Origin of the sequence: Pseudoalteromonas sp. SG43-6 (assembly GCF_014164365.1) — a bacterium.
GTDB lineage: Bacteria > Pseudomonadota > Gammaproteobacteria > Enterobacterales > Alteromonadaceae > Pseudoalteromonas > Pseudoalteromonas rhizosphaerae.
Map to the genome: position 1 here is coordinate 44,825 of NZ_JACJEZ010000011.1, position 23,417 is coordinate 68,241.

At 40.0% G+C, this 23,417-nt stretch carries 23 protein-coding genes; 12 read left to right on the top strand and 11 right to left on the bottom strand.

Going from position 1 to position 23,417, the window contains the following annotated elements; all coding sequences use genetic code 11:
* Positions 1 to 26: 26 nt before the first annotated feature.
* From H5201_RS06705 to H5201_RS06720, 4 genes are all read right to left on the bottom strand, one after another.
* On the bottom strand, positions 27 to 236 hold the full coding sequence (locus tag H5201_RS06705) for a cold-shock protein (RefSeq protein ID WP_016706518.1): 210 nt from the start codon (positions 234 to 236) through the stop codon (positions 27 to 29).
* Positions 237 to 421: 185 nt separating this feature from the next.
* Positions 422 to 631: a cold-shock protein gene (locus H5201_RS06710; protein ID WP_149980327.1), complete on the bottom strand. Its 210-nt coding sequence runs from the start codon at positions 629 to 631 to the stop codon at positions 422 to 424.
* A 407-nt stretch (positions 632 to 1,038) separates the two neighbouring features.
* The gene (locus H5201_RS06715; RefSeq protein WP_145238947.1) at positions 1,039 to 1,488 is read right to left on the bottom strand and encodes a GyrI-like domain-containing protein; all 450 of its coding nucleotides are present in this window, start codon (positions 1,486 to 1,488) and stop codon (positions 1,039 to 1,041) included.
* A gap of 142 nt (positions 1,489 to 1,630) precedes the next feature.
* Positions 1,631 to 2,500, bottom strand: a complete 870-nt coding sequence (locus H5201_RS06720; protein WP_182717314.1) for a LysR family transcriptional regulator — start codon at positions 2,498 to 2,500, stop codon at positions 1,631 to 1,633.
* Between the two features lie 103 nt (positions 2,501 to 2,603).
* On the opposite strand from H5201_RS06720, the gene H5201_RS06725 reads away from it, so the two are divergent.
* Positions 2,604 to 3,104 carry a lactoylglutathione lyase family protein gene (locus H5201_RS06725; RefSeq protein WP_149980329.1) on the top strand — a complete coding sequence of 167 codons (501 nt, stop codon included), beginning with the start codon at positions 2,604 to 2,606 and terminating at the stop codon, positions 3,102 to 3,104.
* A 126-nt stretch (positions 3,105 to 3,230) separates the two neighbouring features.
* On the opposite strand, the gene H5201_RS06730 is transcribed toward H5201_RS06725, so the two are convergent.
* Genes H5201_RS06730 through H5201_RS06745 form a run of 4 tightly spaced genes read right to left on the bottom strand, consistent with a single transcriptional unit; the run spans position 3,231 to position 6,605 of the window.
* The gene (locus tag H5201_RS06730; RefSeq protein WP_182717315.1) at positions 3,231 to 3,965 is read right to left on the bottom strand and encodes a HugZ family protein; all 735 of its coding nucleotides are present in this window, start codon (positions 3,963 to 3,965) and stop codon (positions 3,231 to 3,233) included.
* Positions 3,962 to 4,753, bottom strand: a complete 792-nt coding sequence (locus H5201_RS06735) for a heme ABC transporter ATP-binding protein (protein WP_259399404.1) — start codon at positions 4,751 to 4,753, stop codon at positions 3,962 to 3,964. Before H5201_RS06735 ends, H5201_RS06730 begins: the two co-directional genes overlap by 4 nt.
* The gene (locus H5201_RS06740) at positions 4,753 to 5,799 is read right to left on the bottom strand and encodes an iron ABC transporter permease (protein WP_145238934.1); all 1,047 of its coding nucleotides are present in this window, start codon (positions 5,797 to 5,799) and stop codon (positions 4,753 to 4,755) included. Before H5201_RS06740 ends, H5201_RS06735 begins: the two co-directional genes overlap by 1 nt.
* Positions 5,796 to 6,605, bottom strand: a complete 810-nt coding sequence (locus H5201_RS06745) for a hemin ABC transporter substrate-binding protein (RefSeq protein WP_149980331.1) — start codon at positions 6,603 to 6,605, stop codon at positions 5,796 to 5,798. The genes H5201_RS06740 and H5201_RS06745 overlap by 4 nt, the downstream gene beginning before the upstream one ends.
* 142 nt (positions 6,606 to 6,747) lie before the next feature.
* Between H5201_RS06745 and H5201_RS06750 the strand changes: the two genes are divergently transcribed.
* From H5201_RS06750 to H5201_RS06780, 7 genes are all read left to right on the top strand, one after another.
* The gene (locus tag H5201_RS06750; protein ID WP_182784041.1) at positions 6,748 to 8,829 is read left to right on the top strand and encodes a TonB-dependent hemoglobin/transferrin/lactoferrin family receptor; all 2,082 of its coding nucleotides are present in this window, start codon (positions 6,748 to 6,750) and stop codon (positions 8,827 to 8,829) included.
* 361 nt (positions 8,830 to 9,190) lie between these two features.
* Positions 9,191 to 9,811: a fused MFS/spermidine synthase gene (locus tag H5201_RS06755; RefSeq protein ID WP_145238924.1), complete on the top strand. Its 621-nt coding sequence runs from the start codon at positions 9,191 to 9,193 to the stop codon at positions 9,809 to 9,811.
* Positions 9,804 to 10,688, top strand: coding sequence for a spermidine synthase (locus H5201_RS06760; protein ID WP_149980333.1), 885 nt, complete (start codon positions 9,804 to 9,806; stop codon positions 10,686 to 10,688). Before H5201_RS06755 ends, H5201_RS06760 begins: the two co-directional genes overlap by 8 nt.
* Before the next feature lie 291 nt (positions 10,689 to 10,979).
* Positions 10,980 to 11,453 carry a TlpA disulfide reductase family protein gene (locus tag H5201_RS06765; RefSeq protein WP_179959137.1) on the top strand — a complete coding sequence of 158 codons (474 nt, stop codon included), beginning with the start codon at positions 10,980 to 10,982 and terminating at the stop codon, positions 11,451 to 11,453.
* A gap of 220 nt (positions 11,454 to 11,673) precedes the next feature.
* On the top strand, positions 11,674 to 12,150 hold the full coding sequence (locus H5201_RS06770) for a MarR family winged helix-turn-helix transcriptional regulator (protein ID WP_182717320.1): 477 nt from the start codon (positions 11,674 to 11,676) through the stop codon (positions 12,148 to 12,150).
* Between the two features lie 3 nt (positions 12,151 to 12,153).
* On the top strand, positions 12,154 to 13,215 hold the full coding sequence (locus H5201_RS06775; protein WP_149980335.1) for an HlyD family secretion protein: 1,062 nt from the start codon (positions 12,154 to 12,156) through the stop codon (positions 13,213 to 13,215).
* A 12-nt stretch (positions 13,216 to 13,227) separates the two neighbouring features.
* Positions 13,228 to 14,271 carry a DUF2955 domain-containing protein gene (locus tag H5201_RS06780; RefSeq protein WP_182784043.1) on the top strand — a complete coding sequence of 348 codons (1,044 nt, stop codon included), beginning with the start codon at positions 13,228 to 13,230 and terminating at the stop codon, positions 14,269 to 14,271.
* Positions 14,272 to 14,429: 158 nt separating this feature from the next.
* Here the strand turns inward: H5201_RS06780 and H5201_RS06785 are convergent, their stop codons facing one another.
* Positions 14,430 to 15,587 (bottom strand): benzoate/H(+) symporter BenE family transporter, encoded by a 1,158-nt coding sequence (locus H5201_RS06785; protein WP_182717321.1) that lies wholly within the window; start codon positions 15,585 to 15,587, stop codon positions 14,430 to 14,432.
* A gap of 239 nt (positions 15,588 to 15,826) precedes the next feature.
* Entirely contained in the window at positions 15,827 to 16,828 is a 1,002-nt protein-coding gene (locus H5201_RS06790; protein ID WP_149980338.1) for a RimK family alpha-L-glutamate ligase, read from the bottom strand.
* 461 nt (positions 16,829 to 17,289) lie between these two features.
* Here H5201_RS06790 and H5201_RS06795 point away from each other — a divergent pair, with 461 nt between their 5' ends.
* Positions 17,290 to 17,994 (top strand): hypothetical protein, encoded by a 705-nt coding sequence (locus H5201_RS06795; RefSeq protein WP_149980339.1) that lies wholly within the window; start codon positions 17,290 to 17,292, stop codon positions 17,992 to 17,994.
* A 56-nt stretch (positions 17,995 to 18,050) separates the two neighbouring features.
* Entirely contained in the window at positions 18,051 to 18,794 is a 744-nt protein-coding gene (locus tag H5201_RS06800) for a zinc-dependent metalloprotease family protein (protein ID WP_182784045.1), read from the top strand.
* Between the two features lie 112 nt (positions 18,795 to 18,906).
* Here H5201_RS06800 and H5201_RS06805 read toward each other — a convergent pair whose 3' ends face one another.
* Entirely contained in the window at positions 18,907 to 20,118 is a 1,212-nt protein-coding gene (locus H5201_RS06805) for an ectonucleotide pyrophosphatase/phosphodiesterase (RefSeq protein ID WP_182767375.1), read from the bottom strand.
* Between the two features lie 203 nt (positions 20,119 to 20,321).
* Here H5201_RS06805 and dgt point away from each other — a divergent pair, with 203 nt between their 5' ends.
* Together dgt and H5201_RS06815 are read left to right on the top strand one after the other, a co-directional pair.
* The gene (dgt, locus tag H5201_RS06810) at positions 20,322 to 21,785 is read left to right on the top strand and encodes a dGTPase (protein ID WP_182767376.1); all 1,464 of its coding nucleotides are present in this window, start codon (positions 20,322 to 20,324) and stop codon (positions 21,783 to 21,785) included.
* Between the two features lie 74 nt (positions 21,786 to 21,859).
* On the top strand, positions 21,860 to 23,377 hold the full coding sequence (locus tag H5201_RS06815; protein WP_182784047.1) for a hypothetical protein: 1,518 nt from the start codon (positions 21,860 to 21,862) through the stop codon (positions 23,375 to 23,377).
* The last annotated feature ends 40 nt before the right edge of the window (positions 23,378 to 23,417 follow it).

Genomic DNA, 23,417 nt, shown 5'->3' on the forward strand with positions numbered 1-23,417 from the left:
TAAAACGTATTAACTAAAACAATCGTTTAGATACAAACGATGTTTTCAGCTTGTGGGCCTTTTTGACCTTGAGTAACAGTAAACTGTACACGTTGGCCTTCAGCTAGAGTTTTGAAGCCGTCACCGCTGATAGCGCTGAAATGAGCGAAAACGTCAGGACCTGACTCTTGCTCGATAAAACCAAAACCTTTAGCTTCGTTGAAAAATTTAACTGTACCAGTTGTAGTAGTAGACATAATAGATATCCTAGATATTAATAAAAGTGTGCCTAAAATCAGGCGGTTTAGCTGAAAAAACAAGTATTTAACTGAGGATAACGCGATGAATTATTACTAATAACAACGTGGTACGTACAAATAAACAGAATTTCTTTCAAACTTATAGTGCATTAACGGGTTATCACTAACCCATTAATTAAAAATTAGATGCAAACGATATTTTCAGCTTGCGGGCCTTTTTGACCTTGAGTAACAGTAAACTGTACACGTTGGCCTTCAGCTAGAGTCTTAAAGCCATCGCTTGAGATTGCGCTGAAATGAGCAAAAACGTCAGGGCCTGACTCTTGTTCAATAAAACCAAAACCTTTAGCTTCGTTAAACCATTTTACTGAACCAGTTGTTGTAGTAGACATAATAGAATCCTAAGAATTTATAAAAGTTCGCCTTAATGTAGGCAATTTAACAGGAAGAAAACAAGCATTTAACTGAGGATAGCGCGAAGGATTATTACTAATAACAACGTGGTACTTACAAATAAACAGGGCTTTCTATCAACCCGATGCAGAGCAGGATAACAGTAACTTAAACCATATAACAAGCTTTATTTACTTTTCTTTTTAAAGCCAAGTTAATTTTGTGAACATATATTGATTAAATAAGAACAGTCGTAGCCATGCTTACCGTCTCTGCATTCGCTTTGTTAAAGTGATCTAGGTATGGAGTGTAGACTTATTTTTAATTGGGGAAGTGCGAAATCCCACACTCCCCCCCACGAAAAAAAGGAACTCAGCGCTCATTTGAACAGCGACAGACTCCTTATTTATTCAGCAATTGCGATCGCTATTTCTACTTCAGTTGCGGTTTTATAATATTCATAGTCGCTGGTATAAGTACGAGTGTAACGACAATCATCTGAGCTAAAGTATTGCCAAATTTCACCCCATAAATCAATTATAGCGTCGGGCATTTCGCCTTCGCCACTAAAGACTAAATAACTCCCTGCGTGCGTTGTAACTGTTACTGAATCACGAAGGTTAATTGATTGCTCATCGCTACAGGCAATGACATCAAAATCACCGGTCACATCGCTCTCGTAGTTAGTGTAAACACCAAAGACTTTACTGTCTTTTGTGAGTTTTGAGGTATATTTTTCGCCAAATTTTTGCCAAAGCTCAGCTATCTTTGCTGTGCCAGTATTCATTTCATTGGCATTGCATGTTCTTACTTTTAAGCCGGTTAAGGTCTTACTTGCTAGCTGTTTTACTTCCATTGAGACTATCCTTTAGCATTAATACTCAGTATTAACTTAACAGAAAAAGCATGAAGTATTTAATAAATACGCTATAAAAAAGGTTTATTTTTTGTTGGTGATTAAACCTTTTGTTGCAACGACTTCACTTTTTTGCAAACAGTTACAGCCCAGCTTTGATCACCTCGATCACTTTACTCATTCGTTTTGCCAAAGGCCGATTACGGTGATAACACACATAAATAGATTCGCTGATCGGGTGCTGTAATGGATGGACGTTAATCAACTGTGGTTTACTAAATGCACTCACAGCATGTGCTGGTAGCACAGTAAAACCTAGACCAAGGCTGACAGGTTCAAGAATTAAATTAATTTGGTTTGAAAAACCAGAGCGCTTTATTTGCTCAAGGTGTTCAAATTCCGCGTAGTTTTCGCTTAATAATAATTGCGCATGATGCTTTGCATCAGGGTGAGCAATGAAGCCAAGTTCGCATAAGTTTTGCCAGCTTGGAGTTTGGTAATCGATTGGTGTAATTAATAATAGTGCATCTTGGCCGATTTTATGGCTGGTAACCTCGCTGAGTGTTGGGGCTTGAGTTAAAAAACCAATATCAGCATTGTGATTAGCAACGGCCTGTTCCACGCTTTCGTTTGGGGCAAAGCGATAATCAATAGTGAGTGCTTTATGTTGCCCTTGTAAATCAAGTAATTGATTATAAAACTTAAGCCCGCAACTGCCTGGTGATTGAATCTTTATATTGCCACTGTAGGGTGAGTCGTCATGCAGTTGTTGCTCTAAAAACTGCCACTCTTTTAGTAACTGACTTCCTTTTTGATATAAGCCTTGCCCTTGTGCGGTAAGGGTAAACTGCTTGCCATGGCGTTCAAGCAATGCGCAATTAACCTGCTGCTCTAACTTTTTAATGTGTTGGCTTACGCCTGACTGGGTCATATAAAGGCGTTCTGCAGTTTGGGTAAAGTGATTTACTTCCACCAAGGTGCAAAAGGTATGTAGCCATGTAGGATTTATCATTATAAAACGTACTCAAAATGATGATTAATGATAATTTTACTTAATACAGGTCGGTTCGTAAACTAACTCCATCAACTAAGCATAGTTAAACAGGAGCATTATTATGAGTCATACCTATCCACGTAGTTTTTCGCACATTGGAATTTCGGTCCCCGATGTTGAAAAAGCCGTTGAGTTTTACACCAAAGTAATGGGTTGGTACACCATTATGGAGCCGACTTTAATTACCGAAGACAAAAGCCCAATAGGCGAAATGTGTACTGAAGTATTTGGTGAACAATGGGAAAAATTTAAAATAGCGCACCTTTCAACGGGTGATCGTATTGGTGTAGAAATTTTTGAGTTTAAAAATCAAGAAAACCCAGCTGACAACTTTGAATACTGGAAAACCGGTATATTCCATTTTTGTGTTCAAGATCCAGATGTAGAAGGCCTTGCTGAGCGTATTGTTGAAGCTGGCGGTAAAAAGCGTATGGAAGCACCCCGTTACTACTACCCAGGTGAAAAACCGTATCGCATGATCTACATGGAAGACCCGTTTGGTAACATTCTCGAGATTTACAGCCACAGTTATGAGCTTATTTACAGCGCAGGTGCATACTAAATTAATTGGCATCAGTGTTAAATTGTAACAGCCGCAGCTTAGTTACTGCGGCCTCTGATACCGAAAATGCACTACTGGGTTAGTAGTGCTAAGCGTTATAACCACACATGTGATTTATTTGTTTTCTTATGCTGGCTCTTCTATGCTATTGCGAGCATTTGTGGTTAAGGCAACAAGCGCTTTTCGCACTGCTTGTGGTGTCTCGCACACGTTTTCAAAGCTAATAAAATAATTACGTTGTTGGCTTTGAATATAAAACCCCTGTGGCAGTATGCCACTCATAACCGGTGCATTATCTGATACGCAATAATGCTGAGCTAATATTAGAGCCATTGCATTTTGATGATCTTCATTCATGTGGGTGATCATGCTTTGTTCTTGATCTTCGTCCCAGCTTTTAGCAGCGCTTTGCCACTCATCTTTTTCAAGCCAAAATATTTTCCCAAAGCCGCCAATAAAGCGAACTCGCACAACATCTAATTGCCATAATTTAAAGTCGTGGGCGTTCCGATAACTGTCAGCTTCTGGGTATAACGCTATGTATTTGTTAAGCAGTATTTCGGCCTGAGGGCCTGCAACTTCACAACCATCGCCCACCAATGTGACTCGGCCATGCTCGTTTTGGTCGCCACGGTCAGCGGCATCAAAAATAGTTAAGCTCATTCGAGAATCGTGCTTTAAGTTTTTAGTGTGTTGGGCTATATCGCTAATAAAAAAGTAGATGCGGCCTTGCTCATCACACATATAAGGGGTTACCGAACCAAACGGATAACCTCTTAAGTTGTAAGAAATAGTCGACATAACACCAGCATGGGTTTTAAAAACCAGCTTTTGTGCATCGCTTAATGCTTGCTCTCTCATGAAAACTCCTGACGTTGAGAAAAAACCATGGGTGCATTGTTATATGGATGAAAATTAACATGCAGTTTCATGGCGTACATTTGTTGTAAATTAGATTCTGTAAGTACTGTGTTTATTGGCCCGCTATCGAGTATTTTTTGATCGTGTAATAAAATAGCGTCGGTTGCGTAAAGGCTGGCCAAATTTAAATCGTGAATGGCTATAATGGCACTGTTGCCCTGCTCTACAAATGCTTTAACACAACTCAATAGAGCATGTTGATGGCGCATATCTAGTGCTGATGTAGGTTCATCAAGCAGCATCAATTTAGGCTTGGTATGAGTAGAAAAAGCATCTAATTGAGCCAAAGTACGCGCCATATGAACGCGCTGTTGCTCACCGCCTGAAAGCTTACTGACACGGCGGGATAAGTACTGGGTTAAGTCCATGAGTGCGGCATACTTATGGACTTTTTCAGCTTGCATTTTAAGAGACTCGGCATAGGGGTAGCGTCCCATTGCAATGAGCTCAAATACACTAAAATCAAAGCCAACAAGATTGCTTTGCATCATTACTGCTCGTTGAGTGGCTAAGTGTGCTTGAGACAATGTACTCAGAGGATAATTATTAAACCGTACTTCGCCTTTAAAGTCATAATGCCCGGCTAAAGCATGCAGCAGTGTTGATTTTCCTGCGCCATTTTCGCCTATCAGTGCTACTAGTTGAGCTTTTGCAATGTGCCCACTTATGTTTTTTAAAACACTGTGATTGCCAAAACCAACAGTTAGGTTATTAAAAGTAATCATCATTACCCTCGCTTAGTTTTAATGATCAGATAAATAAACAAAGGTGCGCCAAGTAGCGCGGTAATAATACCAATGGGTAACTCTGCAGGCATAACAACTAAACGTGCTAACCAGTCAGAAAGCAGCAGCACAACAACGCCTAATAACATGCACAGCGGTAACATTTTACGTAAATGCGGGCCAACCATTAAACGGGCAATGTGTGGCACAACTAAGCCAACAAAACCTATCAAGCCAGTAAGTGCTACAACGGCACCAACACCTAATGCCACGAGTATAATTACATACAGTTTAAGCTTGTCTGTGTTGACACCTAAATACTGTGCTTGAGACTCGCCAATCAATAGTAAGTTCATCGGTTCTTTGAGTCGCCACAGACCAAGAATACTCAGTAGCAATAATGGTGTTGCTTGAGTTATGGCATCCCAATTGGCACCACCTAATGAGCCCATCGTCCAGTAGTTAATTAATCTAAGCGCACTATCGTCAGCGAAATAGCTTAATAAGCCAATAACAGCAAAGGATAAAGAATTGATCGCAACCCCCACTAAAATTAGTGTGGTTATATTGACCTGCCTATGCTGCTTAGCAATTAAATACACTAAAGAGGTCACTAACAATGCCCCTAAAAATGCGGCATAAGGTAAATAGTATTGAGCATTAAAATTAAACTGGGCGCTAAATGCTATAAAGGCGACCGCGACCATGGCTGCGCCTGCGCTAATACCAATAATTGATGGATCAGCCAAAGGATTACGACACAAAGCTTGCGTTGCAGCGCCAGTTTGGGCAAGCACTAAGCCAACCAATACAGCTAGTACAAATCGAGGTAGACGTATTTGCGTGACCACATTGATTTGCAGCGCATCAAATTGATTAAAATACTCTGGGGCAATCCATGCGATGGCTAAACGCCAATCCCAGCCTGCGGGGCCATATCCTATGCTCAGTAGTGCTAGAGCAAAAATACACACAGTAATTAGCAGCATCCACTTTTGGTTTGCAGTTATAGAAACAGGCTTAAAACGGCTCAAAGTTAATGTGTTCATAAGGTAGCTTTATAGTCGCTTAATTCTTTAATACCGGTGGCTATGCGCGGCGACATACCCAGTGATAGTAGGCTATCCATCACCAATAATCGGCACTGCTTTGCAGCTGTTAATAAGCGCAGTGTTGGTTGATTACAAAAAGCCTCTTTACCGCCAAGGCTATAAACAACATGGGCTGGTGCGATTAAAAAATCGGGCTGTTTTACGGCAAGTACTTCGTTATTTATTACTTTAAAACCTTTGTGCGTAGCGCCTAAATTAGTGACTCCAGCATAATCAAGTAATAAGTCAGCAACCGTGTCAGTGCCCGCAGCAACAAGCCCGCGCTCATTAGCTGAGAGTAAAAATAAAGCGCTGTGTGTTTCGGTGCTCGCTTTTGGAGGTAATGAATTTTTTATTTGTGCTACGAGGGCTTGGGCTTTGTCGTTCGCATTTAAGTCTTTACCAAGGCGTTTAACAAGATTTAGTAAGTCATTAATTGAGTTGGGTTTTTTATAGTGGATAAGCTCTACACCAGTGGCTTCTATTTGTGCAAGCGCTTGTGCTCGTCCTGCTCCTTCAAGTGCTAATAGTTTAGTTGGGCGCACCGAAAGTACACCTTCTGCGGCTAAATCACGGTAATAACCAATTTGATCGAGCTGTGTCGCTTGTTTTGGATATAGGCTCGATTGATCCACCGCGACAAGGGTATCTTGCTTATCTAAGGCAAAAATAATTTCAGTTAATGTACCGCCAGCACTCACTATACGCTCCTGTGCGCTTAGGGGGTGAACAGTCAATAAAATCAATATAAAAAGGTATCTCATAAAAAACTCCAATCATTATTTTCGATTATTATACTTAACTAAATGCAAATGAAAATGATTATCATAAATAATTGATCTTGTTTTTAGTTAGTTGTAACATCCCTCCCCTACTAAATAACAACAATTATCATTTGGAGTTAATGTGAATTTTCCTTCTTTTCAACTTACTGCTTTAGCAACGTTACTACTTGGTTCGGGCTCTGCCATTGCCGAGGAGATAATTGGTGAGCATATTGTTGTCAGCGGTTCTCGGTTTGAACAAAAACTTGAAGACGTAACAGGCTCTGTAACTGTGATTACAGAGCAAGACATAGAACGTAAATTGGCTGTTGATTTACAAACAATGTTTCGTTATGACCCCAGTATATCAAGCACGGGCAGTGGTTCTGCGGCTCAAACGCTTTCAATTAGAGGAGTCGGTGGTAACCGCGTGGTGTTTATTAAAGATGGCCGTCGAACTAACGATGGTTATGCTGGCGGAGACGGCTATTTGGTTGGTCGTAGCTATTTTGATGTCGCTGGGATAAAGCAAGTTGAAGTCGCCAAGGGAGCCGCGTCTTCATTGTATGGTTCAGATGCACTGGGTGGTATTGTGGTTATCACCACTAAAGATCCGAGCGATTATTTATTAAACGAAAATAGTTTTGCTCAAGTGGCGCTTGGATATCAAGGTCAGAGTAATCAAATGTCGGTAGATATTACTGCGGCTAAAGATTTGGGAGATTTAGGTGTTAGTGCCGTTTATAGCCACCGAGATAGCGAAGAAGTACAAAACTTTACTGAAAACCTACCTGGTTATGATGCTAAATCAGATTCGTTATTGGTTAAACTAGAGCAGCAACTTGATGAAAAGCGCACGTTAAAATACACCTTAGATTATTTTAATCAAACTACTGAACAAGTAATCACCAAAGCGAGCCAAGAAACTAAAGACGAAAATACTAATTGGTCGCTAGCGCTGGATTACGACTCAAAAGCGGCCACAGCAGCGTTTGATCAATGGCATTGGCAAGTATCGTTTAGTCGTTATGAGCAGCAAAGTGATCAAATTAGTGCTACAGCAGCGCATACCGATTACAACGACTATGGCTTTGAACAAGATATTTTAGGGTTAAGGGCTGTATTTAATAAAAAAATAGCCTTACAAGATGCGACCCACAACTTTGTTTATGGTGCTGACGTAGATATATACGATACAACACGTCCACGTTATAAAACACGCTTATTGGCTGATGGAACAGTCGATTTTACAGATCAAAAACAAAAAGCTTTTCCTGGCGCTGATACCTCTTTAGTGGGCGTTTTTATGCAAGACAATATTAAATTTGCAAATAGCGCGTGGTCTTTGATTGCAGGTGTACGCTTTGATTATTATTCATTAGCAGCTAAAGATGATGAGCTTTATAGCGATGCTGAGCTTGATGACATTACCGAATCTGCGTTTTCACCAAAACTTGGGATGATTTATCAAGTTAATGATAATTTATCTTGGTATGGGCAATATGTACGTGGTTTTAAAATTCCCCCGCATGATCAAGCGTATCAAAGCCATGGTGTTGAACCATTTTATCAAATATTACCAAACGCAGATTTAGCACCCGAAAGCAGCGACTCATATGAGCTTGGCATGCGCTTTTCTGGTAATGATATCAACGTTACTTTAAGCGCATTTTACGCCGCTTATGATGACTTTATTGATGTTGCAATTGCAGGTGTTGAGCCAACGTTCATACCGAATGTAAATAAAACTTTTTACCAATACCAAAATATTAGTGAAACACAGATCAGCGGTGTTGAAGCGAGCTTGTTGATGCATGTAAGCGATAATGTTTTAGTTGAGGCAAATATTGCATATGTTGAAGGCGAAAACAAAGAAACAGACGAGCCGTTAACCAGTATCAGTCCATTAAACGGTTCAATACAATTAACAACAGCACTTGGCGATATTGATTGGACCGCAGCATGGCGCTTTGCTAAATCACAGTCTGATGTAGTGCGAGATGCAAGTGGTGATAAAACAACGCAAGGATATGGTTACGGTATTGTGGATTTATACGCAAGTTATGAATGGCAAACATGGCAGCTAAATATTGGTGTAATTAACCTGCTAGATAAAAAATATGTACCCTTTGAACTGATTGCAGGGCAATCTCAGGGGGCTGATTTTAGCCAATATACCCAGCCCGGGCGTAACTTTTCTGCCCGCGTAAGTTATCAGTTTTAAAAGGTAATCAACGCTGCGCTTAAGTGCAGCGTTTTAACCTTACTGCTTTTTTACTTATTCATTGAGCCTTTGCCTAGATGATATAAAAGAGTCGTGATTTTAAAGTTAATAAAGGCTGTAAAGGGGGTTAACAGTTACTAAACAACATGCATCATATTTGCGCATTAATACTTTTGCAGGCTAGTGAAATTAATCCCTATTCTCTGATGGCTGACTTTATGTTGCCCCATAACTAAAGTGAGACTGTCTTGGTTTATAAAAGTAGCTTTGAGTTATGTTGGCTCGATTAATTATTACACTGGCGGCTATGTTTACATCACGTTAGTATAGTGCTTCAAATAAGTTACAAAATGATAATTACATGACTTTAAAAACCAATGCTTTAATTTATTTTTTAGCCTTTAGTAGCGGCTTTAGTATTATGGGAATAGAACTACTTGGCGGGCGAATTTTAGCGCCTTTTTTTGGTAGTAGTGTGCATATTTGGGGCAGTATTATTACTGTGTTTATGCTCAGCTTATCGTTTGGCTATTTATTGGGAGGAAAGCTTTCAATTCGCCAGCCTTCGTTAACCAAATACGGTTTAATATTTTTAGTTGCCAGTATTATGGTGCTGCCCATTGCATTATTTGCCCAGCCAATTATGGCGTATATTTTTTCTCACATAGAAGACAGCCGTTATGGCTCGTTATTGGCCTCTACAGCGTTGTTTTTTGTCCCTACTATTATTTTAGGCATGATTTCGCCTTACTCTGTGCGTTTATTAGTGACCGATAGCGAGCACAGCGGCCAAGTCGCTGGCGGCTTGTATTTTGTCAGCACCTTAGGCAGTGCCTTAGGGACTATTATTACCTCGTTTTACATGGTGCTAGCGTTTGATGTGAATACCATTATTTTGGGTTTCGCGACGACATTAGGGCTATTAGGTTTATTGGCAATTGGCGTAAATCAATTAGCTAACAAGGAGAAACACAATGTTTAAGTATTTGCTCGTGACCTTACTGTTAATTGGGTTTAGCAGCCAAGCTAAGGTGATTCATCAAGAGCGGTCGCTTTATCGTAATATTTTAGTTGAAGAGACCGGCGATTTACGCTGTTTAAAGTTTGACGAAAAAGCCCGTAAAAGCAGTCAAAGTTGCATATATAAAAGCAACCCACAAAAGCTAGTGTTTAATTATACCAAACTCACTTTTGCCAGTTTACTACTGATAGACAATCCAAAAAATGTACTTATTATCGGGCTTGGCGGCGGCACCTTATCAAATGTGATCAGCGAGCTATACCCTGACGCCATGATTGAAAATGTTGAAATTGATCCCGCAGTTATAAAAGTGGCGCGTGATTATTTTGCTTTTAAAGAGAACGATAAAGTCACTTCGAAAGTACAAGATGGGCGTATTTTTATTAAACGCGCAGCAATCCAACAAGCCAAGTATGACTGGATTATTCTTGATGCATTTAATGGTGATTACATCCCTGAGCATTTACTTACTAAAGAGTTTTTTGCGGAAGTGAAAAGTGTACTGGCTGATGGTGGCGTAGTAGCGGCAAATACCTTTTCATCAAGCAAACTTTATGAGCATGAATCTGCCACTTATGAAGCGGTATTTGGTGACTTTATTAATGTGAGCACTGAGAAAAATAGTAATCGAATTATTTTAGCTGGCTTTAATAAATTTCCAAGTCCTGTGCAGCTAGCACAGCGAATAGAAAAGCTAACCCCGTTATTAGCCCCCTATCGCGTTGATATCAAAGCGGTGAGCGAAGGGATGATTTCGACCAAAGATAATAAAGACTGGCCTAGCGATACAAAAGTACTCACTGATCAGTACTCACCCGCAAACTTACTCAATTTCTAAAGTTTACGGCCATTTTTACTACACTTAGGCCAGCTTGCTGGCCATCAAAGCTAACTGCTAATTCCCCCTTTTTAAGTTAATACCCGATTAAATTTGTAATCGAATTTTCCCTCATAGGTTAGTTTAAGGTTCCTGCTGCAATGATAGATAGTGTGCTTTGAGCGAAAGTTATAGTTAGGCTTGTCTTAAGTATTTCTTAAGAATTGCCTGCTATTGTTAAACTAATTATTTTTCTAGGTATTTTTAGGGGCTTAAAAAGTGGTGATTATTTCTCGGTCTGTATCACGGTTTATGCTTGTGACGGCACTTTTTACTGCTATGGCGAGTGCGCCAGTGTTAAGTAAAGAAACCGTTGTTCCAGTTATCTCCAGTCAGCAACAACTAACCGATAAGTTAGCAGAGCTTAAAGGCCAAGTGATATTCTTAGATTTTTGGGCTTCGTGGTGTACACCTTGTCGTAAGTCTTTTCCTTGGCTTAATGAAATGCAAACAAAATACCAATCGCAAGGCTTTACGGTGTTGGCAGTTAACTTAGATGTTGAGCATCAAGATGCGGTTGATTTTTTAGCACACACTCCCGCTGATTTTCCTATTATTTATGATCCTGATGCACTAATAGGCAAACAATTCGATTTACTCGGTATGCCAAGTAGTTATGTGTACGGCCGTGATGGCAAAATAAAATATCGCCATATTGGCTTTAAGAACAGTAAAAAAGCGCAATATGAGCAAGAAATAACTCAGTTATTAGCCGTTCAGCCTTAAGAAGAGGTAACGATGAAAAAATTAATAAAATAGCCTCCTTATAATGTTACTTGGTTCACAATTCCTCCCCCATTGGATTATTCGCTAATTTGCTCAACACAGTGATATTAAATCGTTTTTAAAGCCCTCTTTGCCGTTATTTTTTTAGAGCGTTTCAATATTTACTTAGCATGCTAAGTAATGTTAAACTAGTTAGCATGCTAAGTAACTAGGTACTATTATGATTTCATCACCTCCTTTTCATGAAACTTTAGATTTAAGTTTATGCGGTAGCATGGGGCGCGTTTTCCGACTCTGTCGCGATGCCGTTACTCTCGCTGTTGAGCCTTTAGGGTTAACACAATCTCGTTGGACTGCGATGATCCATATCCATCATTTAAAACAAGGTGTTACACAACAAGAACTGGCTAGCAGTTTGGGGATTGAAATGCCTTCGCTAACGCGAACAATTAAACAGTTAGAGCAACAAGCGATTATTGTTCGTCGCATTGATAGCGATGATAAACGTAGTCGTAAAATCTATTTTACTGAGCAAGGATTACTATTATTAGATGCGCTCAGAGATATTATGGCTGAGGTTAAAACACAACTTTATGCAGAACTTACAACGCAGCAGCTTGATACTATGGCCTATGGTTTAGTGCAAATGGAAGCCAATGCTCGACGTTGTATTAGCCACTTTTCTGGAGAGAAATAATTCATGACACCGGATCAAAAATTTGCCCGCTATGTAAAAATATCATTAGTTGGGTTTATTTTATTGTTCGCTTACTTTGTCGTTGCCGATATGTTTTTACCGGTTACTCCGCAAGCGCGCGTATATCACCCTGTAGTGCAAGTAACGCCACAAGTGAGTGGCCGCGTGAACCAAGTATTGGTGAATAATAATCAAGCGATTAAAACGGGTGAAGCGCTATTTTTAATAGAAGCAGCTCCTTTTAAATTAGCACTAGAGCAAGCACAACTGGCTTATGCTGATGCGCAGTTGCAAAACCAGCGCTTAGACAGCAGTGTTAAAGCGATACAGGCTCAGCTAGCCGCTGGAAATGCCAAGCTGCATGAGCAACAGTTGTTATTTGATCGCAGTGAATCGTTATTGAAAAAACGGTCTATATCGGAGCAAGAGTACGAAACAATTAGCGCTAATTATCAATCAAGTAAAGCGAATGTCGCAGCTATTGAAGCACAGTTAACCGAGGCAAAACTGGCACGTGGGCAATTAGGCGAAGACAACCTAGCATTACGCCATGCGCAAAACCAACTGGCACAAGCGAAACTCAATTTATCATACAGCATAGTGACTGCTGATGCTGATGGTAAAGTCGCAAACTTGCAAGTAAGCACCGGAACATTTGCTAATAAAGGTCAACCGATGTTAGCTGTTGTGGCCAATAAAGCTGATTTAGTGGCTGATTTTCGTGAAAAGTCGTTAGTTAATATTAAAGTGGGCAGCAAAGCAAAAGTAACGTTTGATGCTCTGCCAGGCCAAGTATTTGCTGCTACAGTGAACTCTTTTGAAGCTGGCGTAAGTAATGGGCAGCTCAATGCTAATGGCTTATTAAGCAGTACTGAAAGCAGTAATCGCTGGGTTCGTGATGCGCAGCGCCAACGTATTCACATTGATTTAGAGCAAGCACAGCTATTAAGTAAACTACCTAGTGGTGCACGTGCAACAGTGCAGCTACTGCCTGAGTCAGTAATTGGGCAATGGTTTGGTGTCATGCAAATTCGCTTTATCAGTTTACTGCATTACATTTACTAATAAGGCTTTATTATGTCTGCATCAGTCCCTGTAAAACTAGACCAGAATGACCTTCGGCAAGCATTACGTATCGCTGGCGGCAGCGCGTTAGGATTTAGTTTATGTAAATTGATGAATTGGCCAAATGGTATTTTCTTCACCGTTTATCCTATGTTGTTATTAGGATTAGTGCCGATTTTAAATGCACATATCATTCGTCAGTTTTTTGCCAGCGCGGCATTTAGTGGGTTATTTGTATTAATAGTACAGGGGTTATTTTCTCATTTACCAGTGGCGATGACCTTGCTGTGCTTTTTAGCGTTTGCATTTTTGTTTTATCAAATGAGCTGCGGTGCTAACTTTTTGTTTGGTGCTTTAAGTGTCGTTAGTTTATCTATTCAACTGCACTTTTCTAGTTATGTTGGTAATGGCACAAGTATTTATCCGTTGATCATCAGCAATGGTTTAGCAGTCGTAGTGACCGTGTTAGCGGCGGTATTAATGCACTTTGTATTTCCTGATGTTGCACCACGCCAAGGTCGGGTGATGCCAACAAAAGCAAAAGAGAGTATTCGCCACGAAGTACTGTTGTGCGCTACGGTTGCTACACTGTCGTTTGTGATTTTTCAGGTATTTGATTTACAAGATTCAATTTCAGCACAAGCGGCATCGATCTTAATTTTGTTTCCATTGTGCTGGAAAGCCGCTGGCATGGCTGGCTGGCAACGAGCAATTGGCACATTAATTGGTTGTAATTTAGCGTTAGTATCGCAGCTGTTTTTATATAATCACACCGATATGCTGATTTTTCCGGCGCTGATCTTGTGGGTTTTAACCTTTATATTTAGCCGTTATCATATTTTAGGTGGCGGTATCCCTGGTGTTGGATTTGGGGTTATTACCACATTTGGAATTTTATTTGGTCAGTCTCTCGGACCTGGGCAAGACTTGGTTTACAGTGCGCTTTATCGGTTTTCGTCTGTATCGGTTGCGATAATCGTGAGTTTATGTGCGGTGTATATTATGCATCATATTCTTAACCGGTTTAGTGTCACCCGTCATCATACTTTCGACTAATATAATAACCGCCTTAGTCAGTTCCTTATGCACTAGGGCGGTTATTACTTTGTTATACTAACAGTGTTTAAATAATGATCACTTTAGGCGTGAGTTTATAAACCACTAATTAACACAATCGCTACTCAACGATGCGTTAAGCTGATTTATTGCGAGTGTTATTTTCGCGGGATCAACCATAAAGTCAGCGCGCCTAACAATATCCCCCAAAATGCCGAGCCAATAGAAAATAAAGTAAGATCAGAGGCGGTGACCAAAAAAGTGATCATTGCCGCTTCAGTGTAGTAACTATCAGACAAAGCTTGCTGTAAGCTCGAGGCAATGGTGGTGAATAAAGCAATCCCCGCCAAGGCTAAAATAAGTGCTTGTGGCAAACTTGCCACTAAACCCACTAGAGTCGCTGCTCCAATCGCCATCAGGATATAAAAGCCACCGCCCGCGATACTTGCCCAGTAACGCTTTTTAGGGTCGCTGTCGGCATCTTCACTCATGCAAATTGCCGCAGTAATAGCTGCTAAATTAATGGCATAACCACCAAAGGGGGCAATAAGGATATTACTAAAACCAGTGACATTGAGCGCTGCAGAGATGGGGGCTGGGTAATTATGTGCTTTTAACACTGCAATGCCTGGCAAGTTTTGTGAAGTCATAGTGACGATATAAAGCGGAATACCTACGCTGATCATCGCTTGTAAATTAAATTCAGGAGCGATAAACGCAAACTCGCTCATTTTCCATTGCCAACTGCTGGTATCTATTTGTCCTGTAACGCCTGCCATTACAAACCCGGCAATCAGTACTATAAGCATTGAAAAACGTGGCATTAAACGCTTACAGACTAAATAAACCAGCACCATCGCACCAATTAGCAATGGTTTTTCACCCATAAAGTTAAATACATCTATGCCAAAAGTCACTAAAACACCGCCAAGCATTGCACAGGCAATTTGACTCGGGATACGTTGCATTATTTTTTCAAACCAGCCAGTGATCCCTGAAATAAATACCAGTAAAGCACTGAACATAAATGCGCCTACAGCTTGATTTAAACTATAACCTTGGGCACTGGTAATGAGTAAAGCGGCACCGGTTGTTGACCAGGCAATTAAAATTGGGATTTTATAGTAGTACGATAAGCCAATTGAAGTGACACCCATCGCAAGACCTAACATAAGTACCCAACTTGCAACGAGCTCCGCTGTGCCACCTAGCACAATAACGACTTGGTAAATAAGTGCGATAGAGCTGGTAAAACCGATGATCACCGCAACTAAGCCCGCAGTTAAACGGTTTAATAGTTGATTTGATAGTTGCATGTGGTTCCTAAATCGTTGAATTCAATCGTTCTATTTATACACAAATATTACTTTGATGCTAGGGCGTGTTTATCTTTCAAGGTTACTTATGACTAAGGTCTTACTGGTTGGAGAAAGTATTGATGTTCTGAGGTAGTGATAAAGTGTTAGATTTGTAATGGCGACGGTGTAACAGTTTTCACACGTCACCAATGACAGCTTAGTATACAAAGCAATAGTCGTTATTTACGACTAAAATTTTACTGTACTACAGCGCTTAATTTGGGGCTTGGAGTTGGCTGTTCCATCGCTGCTTTACTGTCTTCATCCAAGGCTAAGCTTAAATTCTCTGGGCGGTCAAAAATACCCAAGCGAATGCGAATAAAATGCAAGATTTCACGAGCCACATTGATCCCCAGTGCAGCTTCTAAGCCTTCAAATCCAGGGCTTGAATTTGCTTCGCAAATTTTAAAGTGATTATCATCAAATAATAAATCAATACCAGCAACGTCTAAATTGAGTACATTAGCTGTTTGTGTAGCTAACCATTCAATCTCTGGAGTAATTGGGTGCGGTTTACCAGTGCCACCTGCACTCACGTTCGCTTTAAAGTTTTTACCGCCAGAGTTTCGCTCCATACATGCGACAGCACGGCCACCAATAGTGAGTACTCGCAAATCACGACCATGGCTAGATTTAACAAACTGTTGCAAGATGATATTAGCTTGCGGGTTGGCGGCTTCAATTAATTGCATTAAATCGTCAAATTCGCTTTTTGACTTTGATAAAAATACGCCACTGCCCTGCGAGCCTGAAAGTGTTTTAATCACCACTGGAAAGCCTATTTGCCTATCTACTAAGTCGATATTTACTGGAAATTTTACCAGCATAGTATTTGGTGTAGGTAAGTTACGCTCAGCTAAAATTTGCTGTGCAAACAGTTTATCTTTTACCGTCTCAATTGATTGTGAGCTATTAACGCAGTACACCCCTAGTCGCTCGAGATGGCGAATAATTGCTAGTGCAAAATAGGTGGTGCTGGCGCCCATGCGAGGAATAACAAAGTCAGGCAAAGTTGTGGTTACACCGTCAATTAGAATGCTTTTGCCATCTTCGCGGGTGATAGTTAAATCAAATTGATCGGGAGAGAAAACTTGTAAATCGATACCTTCTTCTTTTGCTGCGGCCAGTAAACGCTCTACTTCGTAGGTCTCTTGTTTTAGTAATCCAGCACTGTCTTTATAAATGATCCAGCCACGCATGGTATTTCCTCTTGAGTATTGATCCGCAGCTCACAGAAAAAATAGGCTCACTACGTTATAGATGTTCACAGTCACTTATGATGATGAGAGTCTGCGGCAAAAGACGCGGAGTATGAGGTTCATCTGATGTGCAGTAAAACAAATAAATTTTATCGTCACGATAATATTATTTTTCAGATCTCATTTTGGTTAATCAATAGTCGGTGTTTTTTTATTGCAATAAAGTATGTAACTATAAAAGGTATAATTGATAAGTTAATGTTAACTTAAAAGGTTGTGTTATGAGGGTGAAAGTTAGCTTTTAATAGGTTTTGTTTGATGAAATTATTAACCATAAGATTAATATGATAAATATTTAAAAAGACTGTTTTTATTTTCGGTAACAAATTTATGCTTGCGCTTTAATTTACTCTGATGTAAAAATAACAATATATTAACTTTTAGATCTAAAAGAGAGACAAATGAAAAGGGCTATTGCATTTATAATTGTCGTTCCGATCAGCGCTTTTTTGCTATATGAGTTTGTTATCTACAAAGAAAGCAATGTCACCCATTCGGTTGCTGCGAGTGACGTTCAGTTATCGGGTATAGCGCCTAAGAAGCTAGCCGCTAAAGTATCAGCTGATATATCGTTGCCAAGTGTGTCAGCTACACAGCCAGCTGTAGTAGATCAAACGTATGATGAATTTGATGCTATTAATCGTCTCTCAGAGAAAGCAGAGCAAGTTCTCAAAGCCTCAGGATTATTGCCTACAGATTTACATAACGAAGCTTATATCGAGTTCGATTTAGTGGCGCTCAGAAAGCTCAAGCAAGGTGATAATTTTGATCTAGCTATTCCACAAACTGCTGAAACTTTTAGTGCAGAGGTGACTAATATTATTGCAGCAAGCAATGGTGATAAAAGTATTTTTGGCCGAGTGCTTGGTGCTGATGGGCGATTTCACACCACCGTAATGACTATTGGCGAAGACGCTATATATGGTCAATTAACTGCACCAAGCGGTAATTATGTATTTGAAAGTAAAGGTCAATATGGTTGGCTTGCGGCAAAGCGAGATCTTTATAAAAATCATATGGAACATCAAGTAACGAAACAACCAACCCCTCAACCAAGTAATGGTGAAGATCCATTTGCGCCAAAACCTACGGGTAATAATTTATAGAAATTTAGCAAAATAAATTTTTATAAGGCAATAAACACAACCAAAAAGGAACTAACATGAATAAACGACTAATTCCCTTAGCTGCATTTTGTGCATTAGGTATGACAGCAACTAGCCACGCTGCGACAATTGATATTGCGATTTTATATACAGATCAAGCGGCGGCTGCCACTGCAAACATTAATACTAAAATTAACCAGTATATTGCCTTTAGTAACCAGGTTTACAGTCAAAATGGTATTGATATTACGCTTCGATTAGTTGGTAGCGAAAACTTAGGAAATCATGCGATTACACCTTCAAGTAGCTGGTTAAATTCAGTCACTTACAGTAGCTATATTCAAGGCTTACGCAATAGCTGGGGTGCTGATATGGTCGCGGTACTTGGCACCGGTCAAAGCGCTGGCAGTAACTTAATTTCGTGTGGTATTGCGTGGGTTGGTAGTGGCAGTAACGGCAATTTATATAGCTCAGTAAGTAACAGTATGTACAGCATTACAGCGGTAGATTGTGGAGCAACAACCTTCGTACATGAATTGGGCCACAATCAAGGCTTAGCGCACTCTCGTAAGCAAGGCGATACCGCCGGTGGTGTTTATGTTGATGGTATGGGCCATGGCGTACAAAATCAGTTTGCCAGTATTATGGCGTACCCTCATGTGTTTGGAAGTGCCACGCAATACGATTACTTTTCTAACCCTAGCTGGGATGTTAATGGTATCCCCTATGGTGTAACTGGTGAGTCGTTTGCATGGCGTACAGTAAATGCCACTAAAGACAGTATTGCTAACTTTAAATAGCGTTTATTTTTAGTACATAGTTTTTTCCCTTTTGAGCGCATTTGCGCTCTTTTTATTATTTAATTAAACCAAACCTAATTATGATAGATTTATTACTCAAAGATCAGCTTAGTTAGTTTAAAGCAGGCCAAAGTGTTGCACCATCGCCATCGATTGCATTGAGCACTTTAATTCCCAGTACTTTGGCAATAAGTGGATATATATCTAAATTATTTACTTCATCGATTACTAATGAATTTTTAAATGCTGGGCCATTGGCAATAAAGGTTGCCGCCATATCTTCGCTATACGCATAGCCATGGGTACCTAAATAGCTTACTTTACTGGTATCAGCAAAACTTCTTGGTGCTGTGGTTTGTAAAATAATATCACCAGTTCGGCCATTGTTAGCATAGTGATAAAGCTTACGTTGTTCATCACTTAGCACGGTATAGCGCCCTTTTGCTGCTTTCGTTAAGTGTTGTTTATATGCTGTGATCTCAGCTTTTGTAGTGCCCTTATTAGCATAGATCAATACTCTCGGTCCGGTATTTTTAACCATAAACTTGTCGTCTTTCGGTAAGCTGCTGATAGCAATACTTTGGTTTGGCTCAACGGTACTCATACCATGATCGGAGACAATCACTAAGTTAACATTTTGCTCTAGTTCATTAAGACGTTGCTGTAATTGCCCCATTAATACATCTACTTCTTTTACCGCTTGCTTGGTTTGCTCAGCATCAGGCCCATATTCATGGCCCATACTATCTACCAGTGAAAAATAACTAACAACTAATTGCGGGCGCTGCGCTGCTGGCAATGTTAGCCATTGAATAATTTGATCAACACGATTTTGATAATCACTGTGTTTTGAATAATGGTAAAAGTAATCCGGCAGCATGCCATTAAATCGCGCATCCGATTCTGGCCAAAAATAAGCGGCTGATTTTAATCCCTGCATCGACGCCAAATTCCACAGTGGAATACCGTTGAACCATGTGCTGTCGTCTTTCCCTTTTCCCATGCTATAGCATTCATTTCTTTGTGTATCGCAAAAGCGGTTATCTACTACGCCATGATTAATTGGCAATAAACCTGTAATAATAGATATATGATTAGGAAACGTTTTAGTCGGATATACCGGGCGCATTTTAGTTGCGCGAACTCCCGATTTAGCTATTGCGGCTAAATTTTTAGCACCGTGTTTTTCGATGTAATCCCAGCGGAATCCATCAAGAGAAACAAGTACTACGGTATTACTTGCAGAGTTTTTATCGTCTTTAGCGTGGCTAAAAGAGCTATAAATGAGCAATGCTAATAACAGAAAACTTAAAATAGGCTTCATTGTATTACTACCTTTGTTGGGCATTATTGGTAATCAGAAGATAAACAAATACGTTACGATATGCTTATGTTTAATATGCAGTGTACCGCTATTTTATGACCGTGATAATTATTAATAGATAAATTTATGTGCGAACAGCAGTCATGGATATTAATTTAGTAAACAAGCTGTTAGATTAAAAGTAGACAATAAAAGGAGCGTCTATGATCGATTTCAGCAAAAAAATAACGTCAGCGCGTGAGCTGCGCTCAACCCCTAATTTACAGATGGCGTTAGAAAGCGATCGTGGCCGTATCATCAATAGTGCTGCAATTCGCCGCTTACAACAAAAAACGCAAGTGTTTCCGTTGGAGCGCAATGCTGCGGTACGCTCGCGGTTAACTCACTCTCTCGAAGTACAACAAGTTGGGCGTTTTATAGTGCAACGCATCTTTGCGAATTTAACGGCCAAACAACAAGCTGAATATGGCCTAACAGGATTAGAGAGGCCGCTAGAAAGTCTGGTTGAAATGGCCTGCTTGATGCACGATATAGGTAATCCACCGTTTGGTCATTTTGGTGAAGCTGCGATTAATCACTGGTTTAACGCAAATTTAGCAACGCTTACCCCTCAGCGCTGCGCCGATCCACACACGGGAATTGGCTTAATATTTAAACATTTAGCACAAGATATTTGTAACTTTGAAGGTAATGCGCAAGGTATCCGTATTGTACACTCACTATTATCACTTAATTTAACCTATAGCCAAACGGCTGGTATTCTAAAATACACGCGTCCGGCAAGTATGGCGAAAGAAGATATACCGCGAACTAAAAATTATTTGATGAAAAAAGTAGGCTTTTACTACAGTGAAAAAAACTTTGTTGAAAGATTGCAAAAAGAGCTATTCATCGAACCACAATGTCGCCATCCCGCCAGTTATATAATGGAAGCGGCTGATGATATTTCATATTGCTTAGCTGATATTGAAGATGCCGTAGAAAAGGGCATCATTACTGTTGAGTTATTATGCGATAAACTCAAACAGCATTATCAAAAAGTGTTAACTAATCTTACCATTGACGATGTAGAGCATCAGCACGTGGTTGAAAAAGCAGTTAACTATGCCCTCGATAAGGCCGCTCAGCAACCTTATAACTTTAATAGCGAGTTTTTTATTTATTTACGGGTAACTCTACTCCACCCTCTGGTTAATTATGCGGCCAAACGTTTTATAGATAATATTGAAGCGGTTTATCATGGTGATTTTAATCAAGCCTTGTTAGAAGACCGCAGTCATTTACATGCTATAACCACCACTTTGAAACAAGTGGCGTTTGAATATGTGTTTTCACATAAGGAAGTCGGTAAACTTGAATTACAAGGCTATCGAATTATCAATGGATTACTTGATTGTTATAAGCCATTACTGCTGCTAAGTCATGATGACTTTAAACGGGTGCTCAAAGGGGATGGTCGTTTCTTAATTGAAACACGGTTACTCAAAAAGCTTTCGAAAAAGCATTTAAATAGCTATTTACAAGCCATTGAAGCGATGCAAGCAGAACCCGATCATGTACTCGCTTATGAGTTTTATTATCGCTGTCGATTTATTCAAGATTATATCAGCGGCATGACAGATCAATTTGCTTACGATGAATACCGTACATTGATGGTAATTGATTAGCAAAACACACTGCTAGATAAATTTGCGCACAACTATTAAACTGGGTTTATTGTGTTATTTTGTTTAATAGATTTATGATGGCTCACGTATTACGACTTTGCTTATTTATTTTATTTACTTTTAGTTTCAATAGCTTTGCTAAATACAGTGAAGCTATGTGCATTTTGTATAAACAACAAATGCAGCAATACAGCGATAATACAAGTAGCCGTAGTTATCGAAATGCGGCAAAAGATTATAAAAACAACTGCAGTAACCCACCTCCAGCAGCGTCTCAAGCGCAACCAGCACCTGTAGTGATTGCACCAAAAACACATGTTGATAATAAAATAAAATCTACATTAGAGACGCAAAACTCGACTGTAAACCCCCTTGACAGCAATTCGTCAGTAGCCAAAAATGAGCCAGCAGAAGTTCAAAGGGAGGCGTCTGTAATTGTTGAAAATGTTGAGAATGTCCAAAGTATTGAAGTTGAGCAAAAGAGCAGCGCAGAAACCACAGTCGAACAGCCGCTTGGGCAAAACAATGATGAAGTTGACGCTACACCCGAAGCAGTAATAATAAGCGAACCTGCGACGATAAAGGTAACAGCCCCAGAACCAGTGCGCACTGAGTCGGATTCGTTATTAATGCCAAGTTTATTGTTGTTAGTAGTTTTATTATTAGCTGCAATGTTGCTGCTGCGCTTACGCGCTAACAAAAAAGCAGCAGTTGAAACTGTATCGCTAATTCCTGCAACTGATGAGGCTTCAAGTACAGAAGCCGCTGTATCAAAATTAACCCCCGCAAAGGCTGAGCCCGCAGCAAGCGAATCCACTGTTGCGCCAAAAAAAGCGGTTATAGCAGAGCAAGTAGTCATTGCAACTCCACAAACTGAAGTGATAAGTGCAGACGATGTGAACGTAAAAGTTGAGCTAACGCAGCGGCTTTTTAAAAATGAGCATGATTTTAAAGAGCCTGAAGTGCGTATGTTTGATCCTGATGCGCCATTACCAGGTCAGAAACCACAACAACCTAAAAATGTCATAAAGCCTGCGACGATAAATGTTAAAGCTGATCTTGATACTAATTTAGAACCACACCAAACGACCACAACAGAGCTCGATAGCGAAGCTGAGCAATTACCTAAAATGGATGATGAAAACGTTATTCATTGCGCAACGAATGAAGTAGCAAATGAAATTGTCCATTCGGATGCTGTTAATAGTAGTGGCCAAGTGCTCACATCAGGCCTTTCGCAAATGAGGGAAGTTAAGCTATCAACGACCGTGGATGTTCAACCACAAGCTGATACTTTAACGGTAACTGACAGTGATGATGAAATAGCACAGGCGCTTGCGGCATTAAACGATGAATTAGCAGCAGAGCAGCATAGTGCATCAGAGCACGATGAAAGAGATGATATATCTGGCGCATTTGTAGCAGATCCAAATCAGAGTAAAGCTAACCCATTTGCTAATTTATCACTCGACCCTACTTGGGATCCAAATTCAAAAGAAAAGCCGACGATTGTCCCGAAAAAAACAGTGCCAAAATCAGCCAAATTAATTGCAGCACAAGAGCGTGCAAAACAGTTAAAAACCGACGATTAATTTATTAATTGTCGCTGAAGATTGATTCTCCAAAGCTCAG

Excerpts from the sequence above, each read along its gene's own strand:
- H5201_RS06790 (WP_149980338.1), bottom strand. The coding sequence starts at position 16,828 with ATGCGTGGCTGGATCATTTATAAAGACAGTGCTGGATTACTAAAACAA.
- H5201_RS06805 (WP_182767375.1), bottom strand. The coding sequence starts at position 20,118 with ATGAAGCCTATTTTAAGTTTTCTGTTATTAGCATTGCTCATTTATAGC.
- H5201_RS06770 (WP_182717320.1), top strand. The coding sequence starts at position 11,674 with ATGATTTCATCACCTCCTTTTCATGAAACTTTAGATTTAAGTTTATGC.
- H5201_RS06720 (WP_182717314.1), bottom strand. The coding sequence starts at position 2,500 with ATGATAAATCCTACATGGCTACATACCTTTTGCACCTTGGTGGAAGTA.
- H5201_RS06725 (WP_149980329.1), top strand. The coding sequence starts at position 2,604 with ATGAGTCATACCTATCCACGTAGTTTTTCGCACATTGGAATTTCGGTC.
- H5201_RS06755 (WP_145238924.1), top strand. The coding sequence starts at position 9,191 with ATGACTTTAAAAACCAATGCTTTAATTTATTTTTTAGCCTTTAGTAGC.
- H5201_RS06760 (WP_149980333.1), top strand. The coding sequence starts at position 9,804 with ATGTTTAAGTATTTGCTCGTGACCTTACTGTTAATTGGGTTTAGCAGC.
- H5201_RS06730 (WP_182717315.1), bottom strand. The coding sequence starts at position 3,965 with ATGAGAGAGCAAGCATTAAGCGATGCACAAAAGCTGGTTTTTAAAACC.
- H5201_RS06780 (WP_182784043.1), top strand. The coding sequence starts at position 13,228 with ATGTCTGCATCAGTCCCTGTAAAACTAGACCAGAATGACCTTCGGCAA.
- H5201_RS06735 (WP_259399404.1), bottom strand. The coding sequence starts at position 4,753 with ATGATGATTACTTTTAATAACCTAACTGTTGGTTTTGGCAATCACAGT.
- H5201_RS06765 (WP_179959137.1), top strand. The coding sequence starts at position 10,980 with ATGCTTGTGACGGCACTTTTTACTGCTATGGCGAGTGCGCCAGTGTTA.
- H5201_RS06740 (WP_145238934.1), bottom strand. The coding sequence starts at position 5,799 with ATGAACACATTAACTTTGAGCCGTTTTAAGCCTGTTTCTATAACTGCA.
- H5201_RS06800 (WP_182784045.1), top strand. The coding sequence starts at position 18,051 with ATGAATAAACGACTAATTCCCTTAGCTGCATTTTGTGCATTAGGTATG.
- H5201_RS06815 (WP_182784047.1), top strand. The coding sequence starts at position 21,860 with ATGATGGCTCACGTATTACGACTTTGCTTATTTATTTTATTTACTTTT.
- H5201_RS06785 (WP_182717321.1), bottom strand. The coding sequence starts at position 15,587 with ATGCAACTATCAAATCAACTATTAAACCGTTTAACTGCGGGCTTAGTT.
- H5201_RS06795 (WP_149980339.1), top strand. The coding sequence starts at position 17,290 with ATGAAAAGGGCTATTGCATTTATAATTGTCGTTCCGATCAGCGCTTTT.
- H5201_RS06710 (WP_149980327.1), bottom strand. The coding sequence starts at position 631 with ATGTCTACTACAACAACTGGTTCAGTAAAATGGTTTAACGAAGCTAAA.
- H5201_RS06715 (WP_145238947.1), bottom strand. The coding sequence starts at position 1,488 with ATGGAAGTAAAACAGCTAGCAAGTAAGACCTTAACCGGCTTAAAAGTA.
- dgt (WP_182767376.1), top strand. The coding sequence starts at position 20,322 with ATGATCGATTTCAGCAAAAAAATAACGTCAGCGCGTGAGCTGCGCTCA.
- H5201_RS06745 (WP_149980331.1), bottom strand. The coding sequence starts at position 6,605 with ATGAGATACCTTTTTATATTGATTTTATTGACTGTTCACCCCCTAAGC.
- H5201_RS06705 (WP_016706518.1), bottom strand. The coding sequence starts at position 236 with ATGTCTACTACTACAACTGGTACAGTTAAATTTTTCAACGAAGCTAAA.
- H5201_RS06775 (WP_149980335.1), top strand. The coding sequence starts at position 12,154 with ATGACACCGGATCAAAAATTTGCCCGCTATGTAAAAATATCATTAGTT.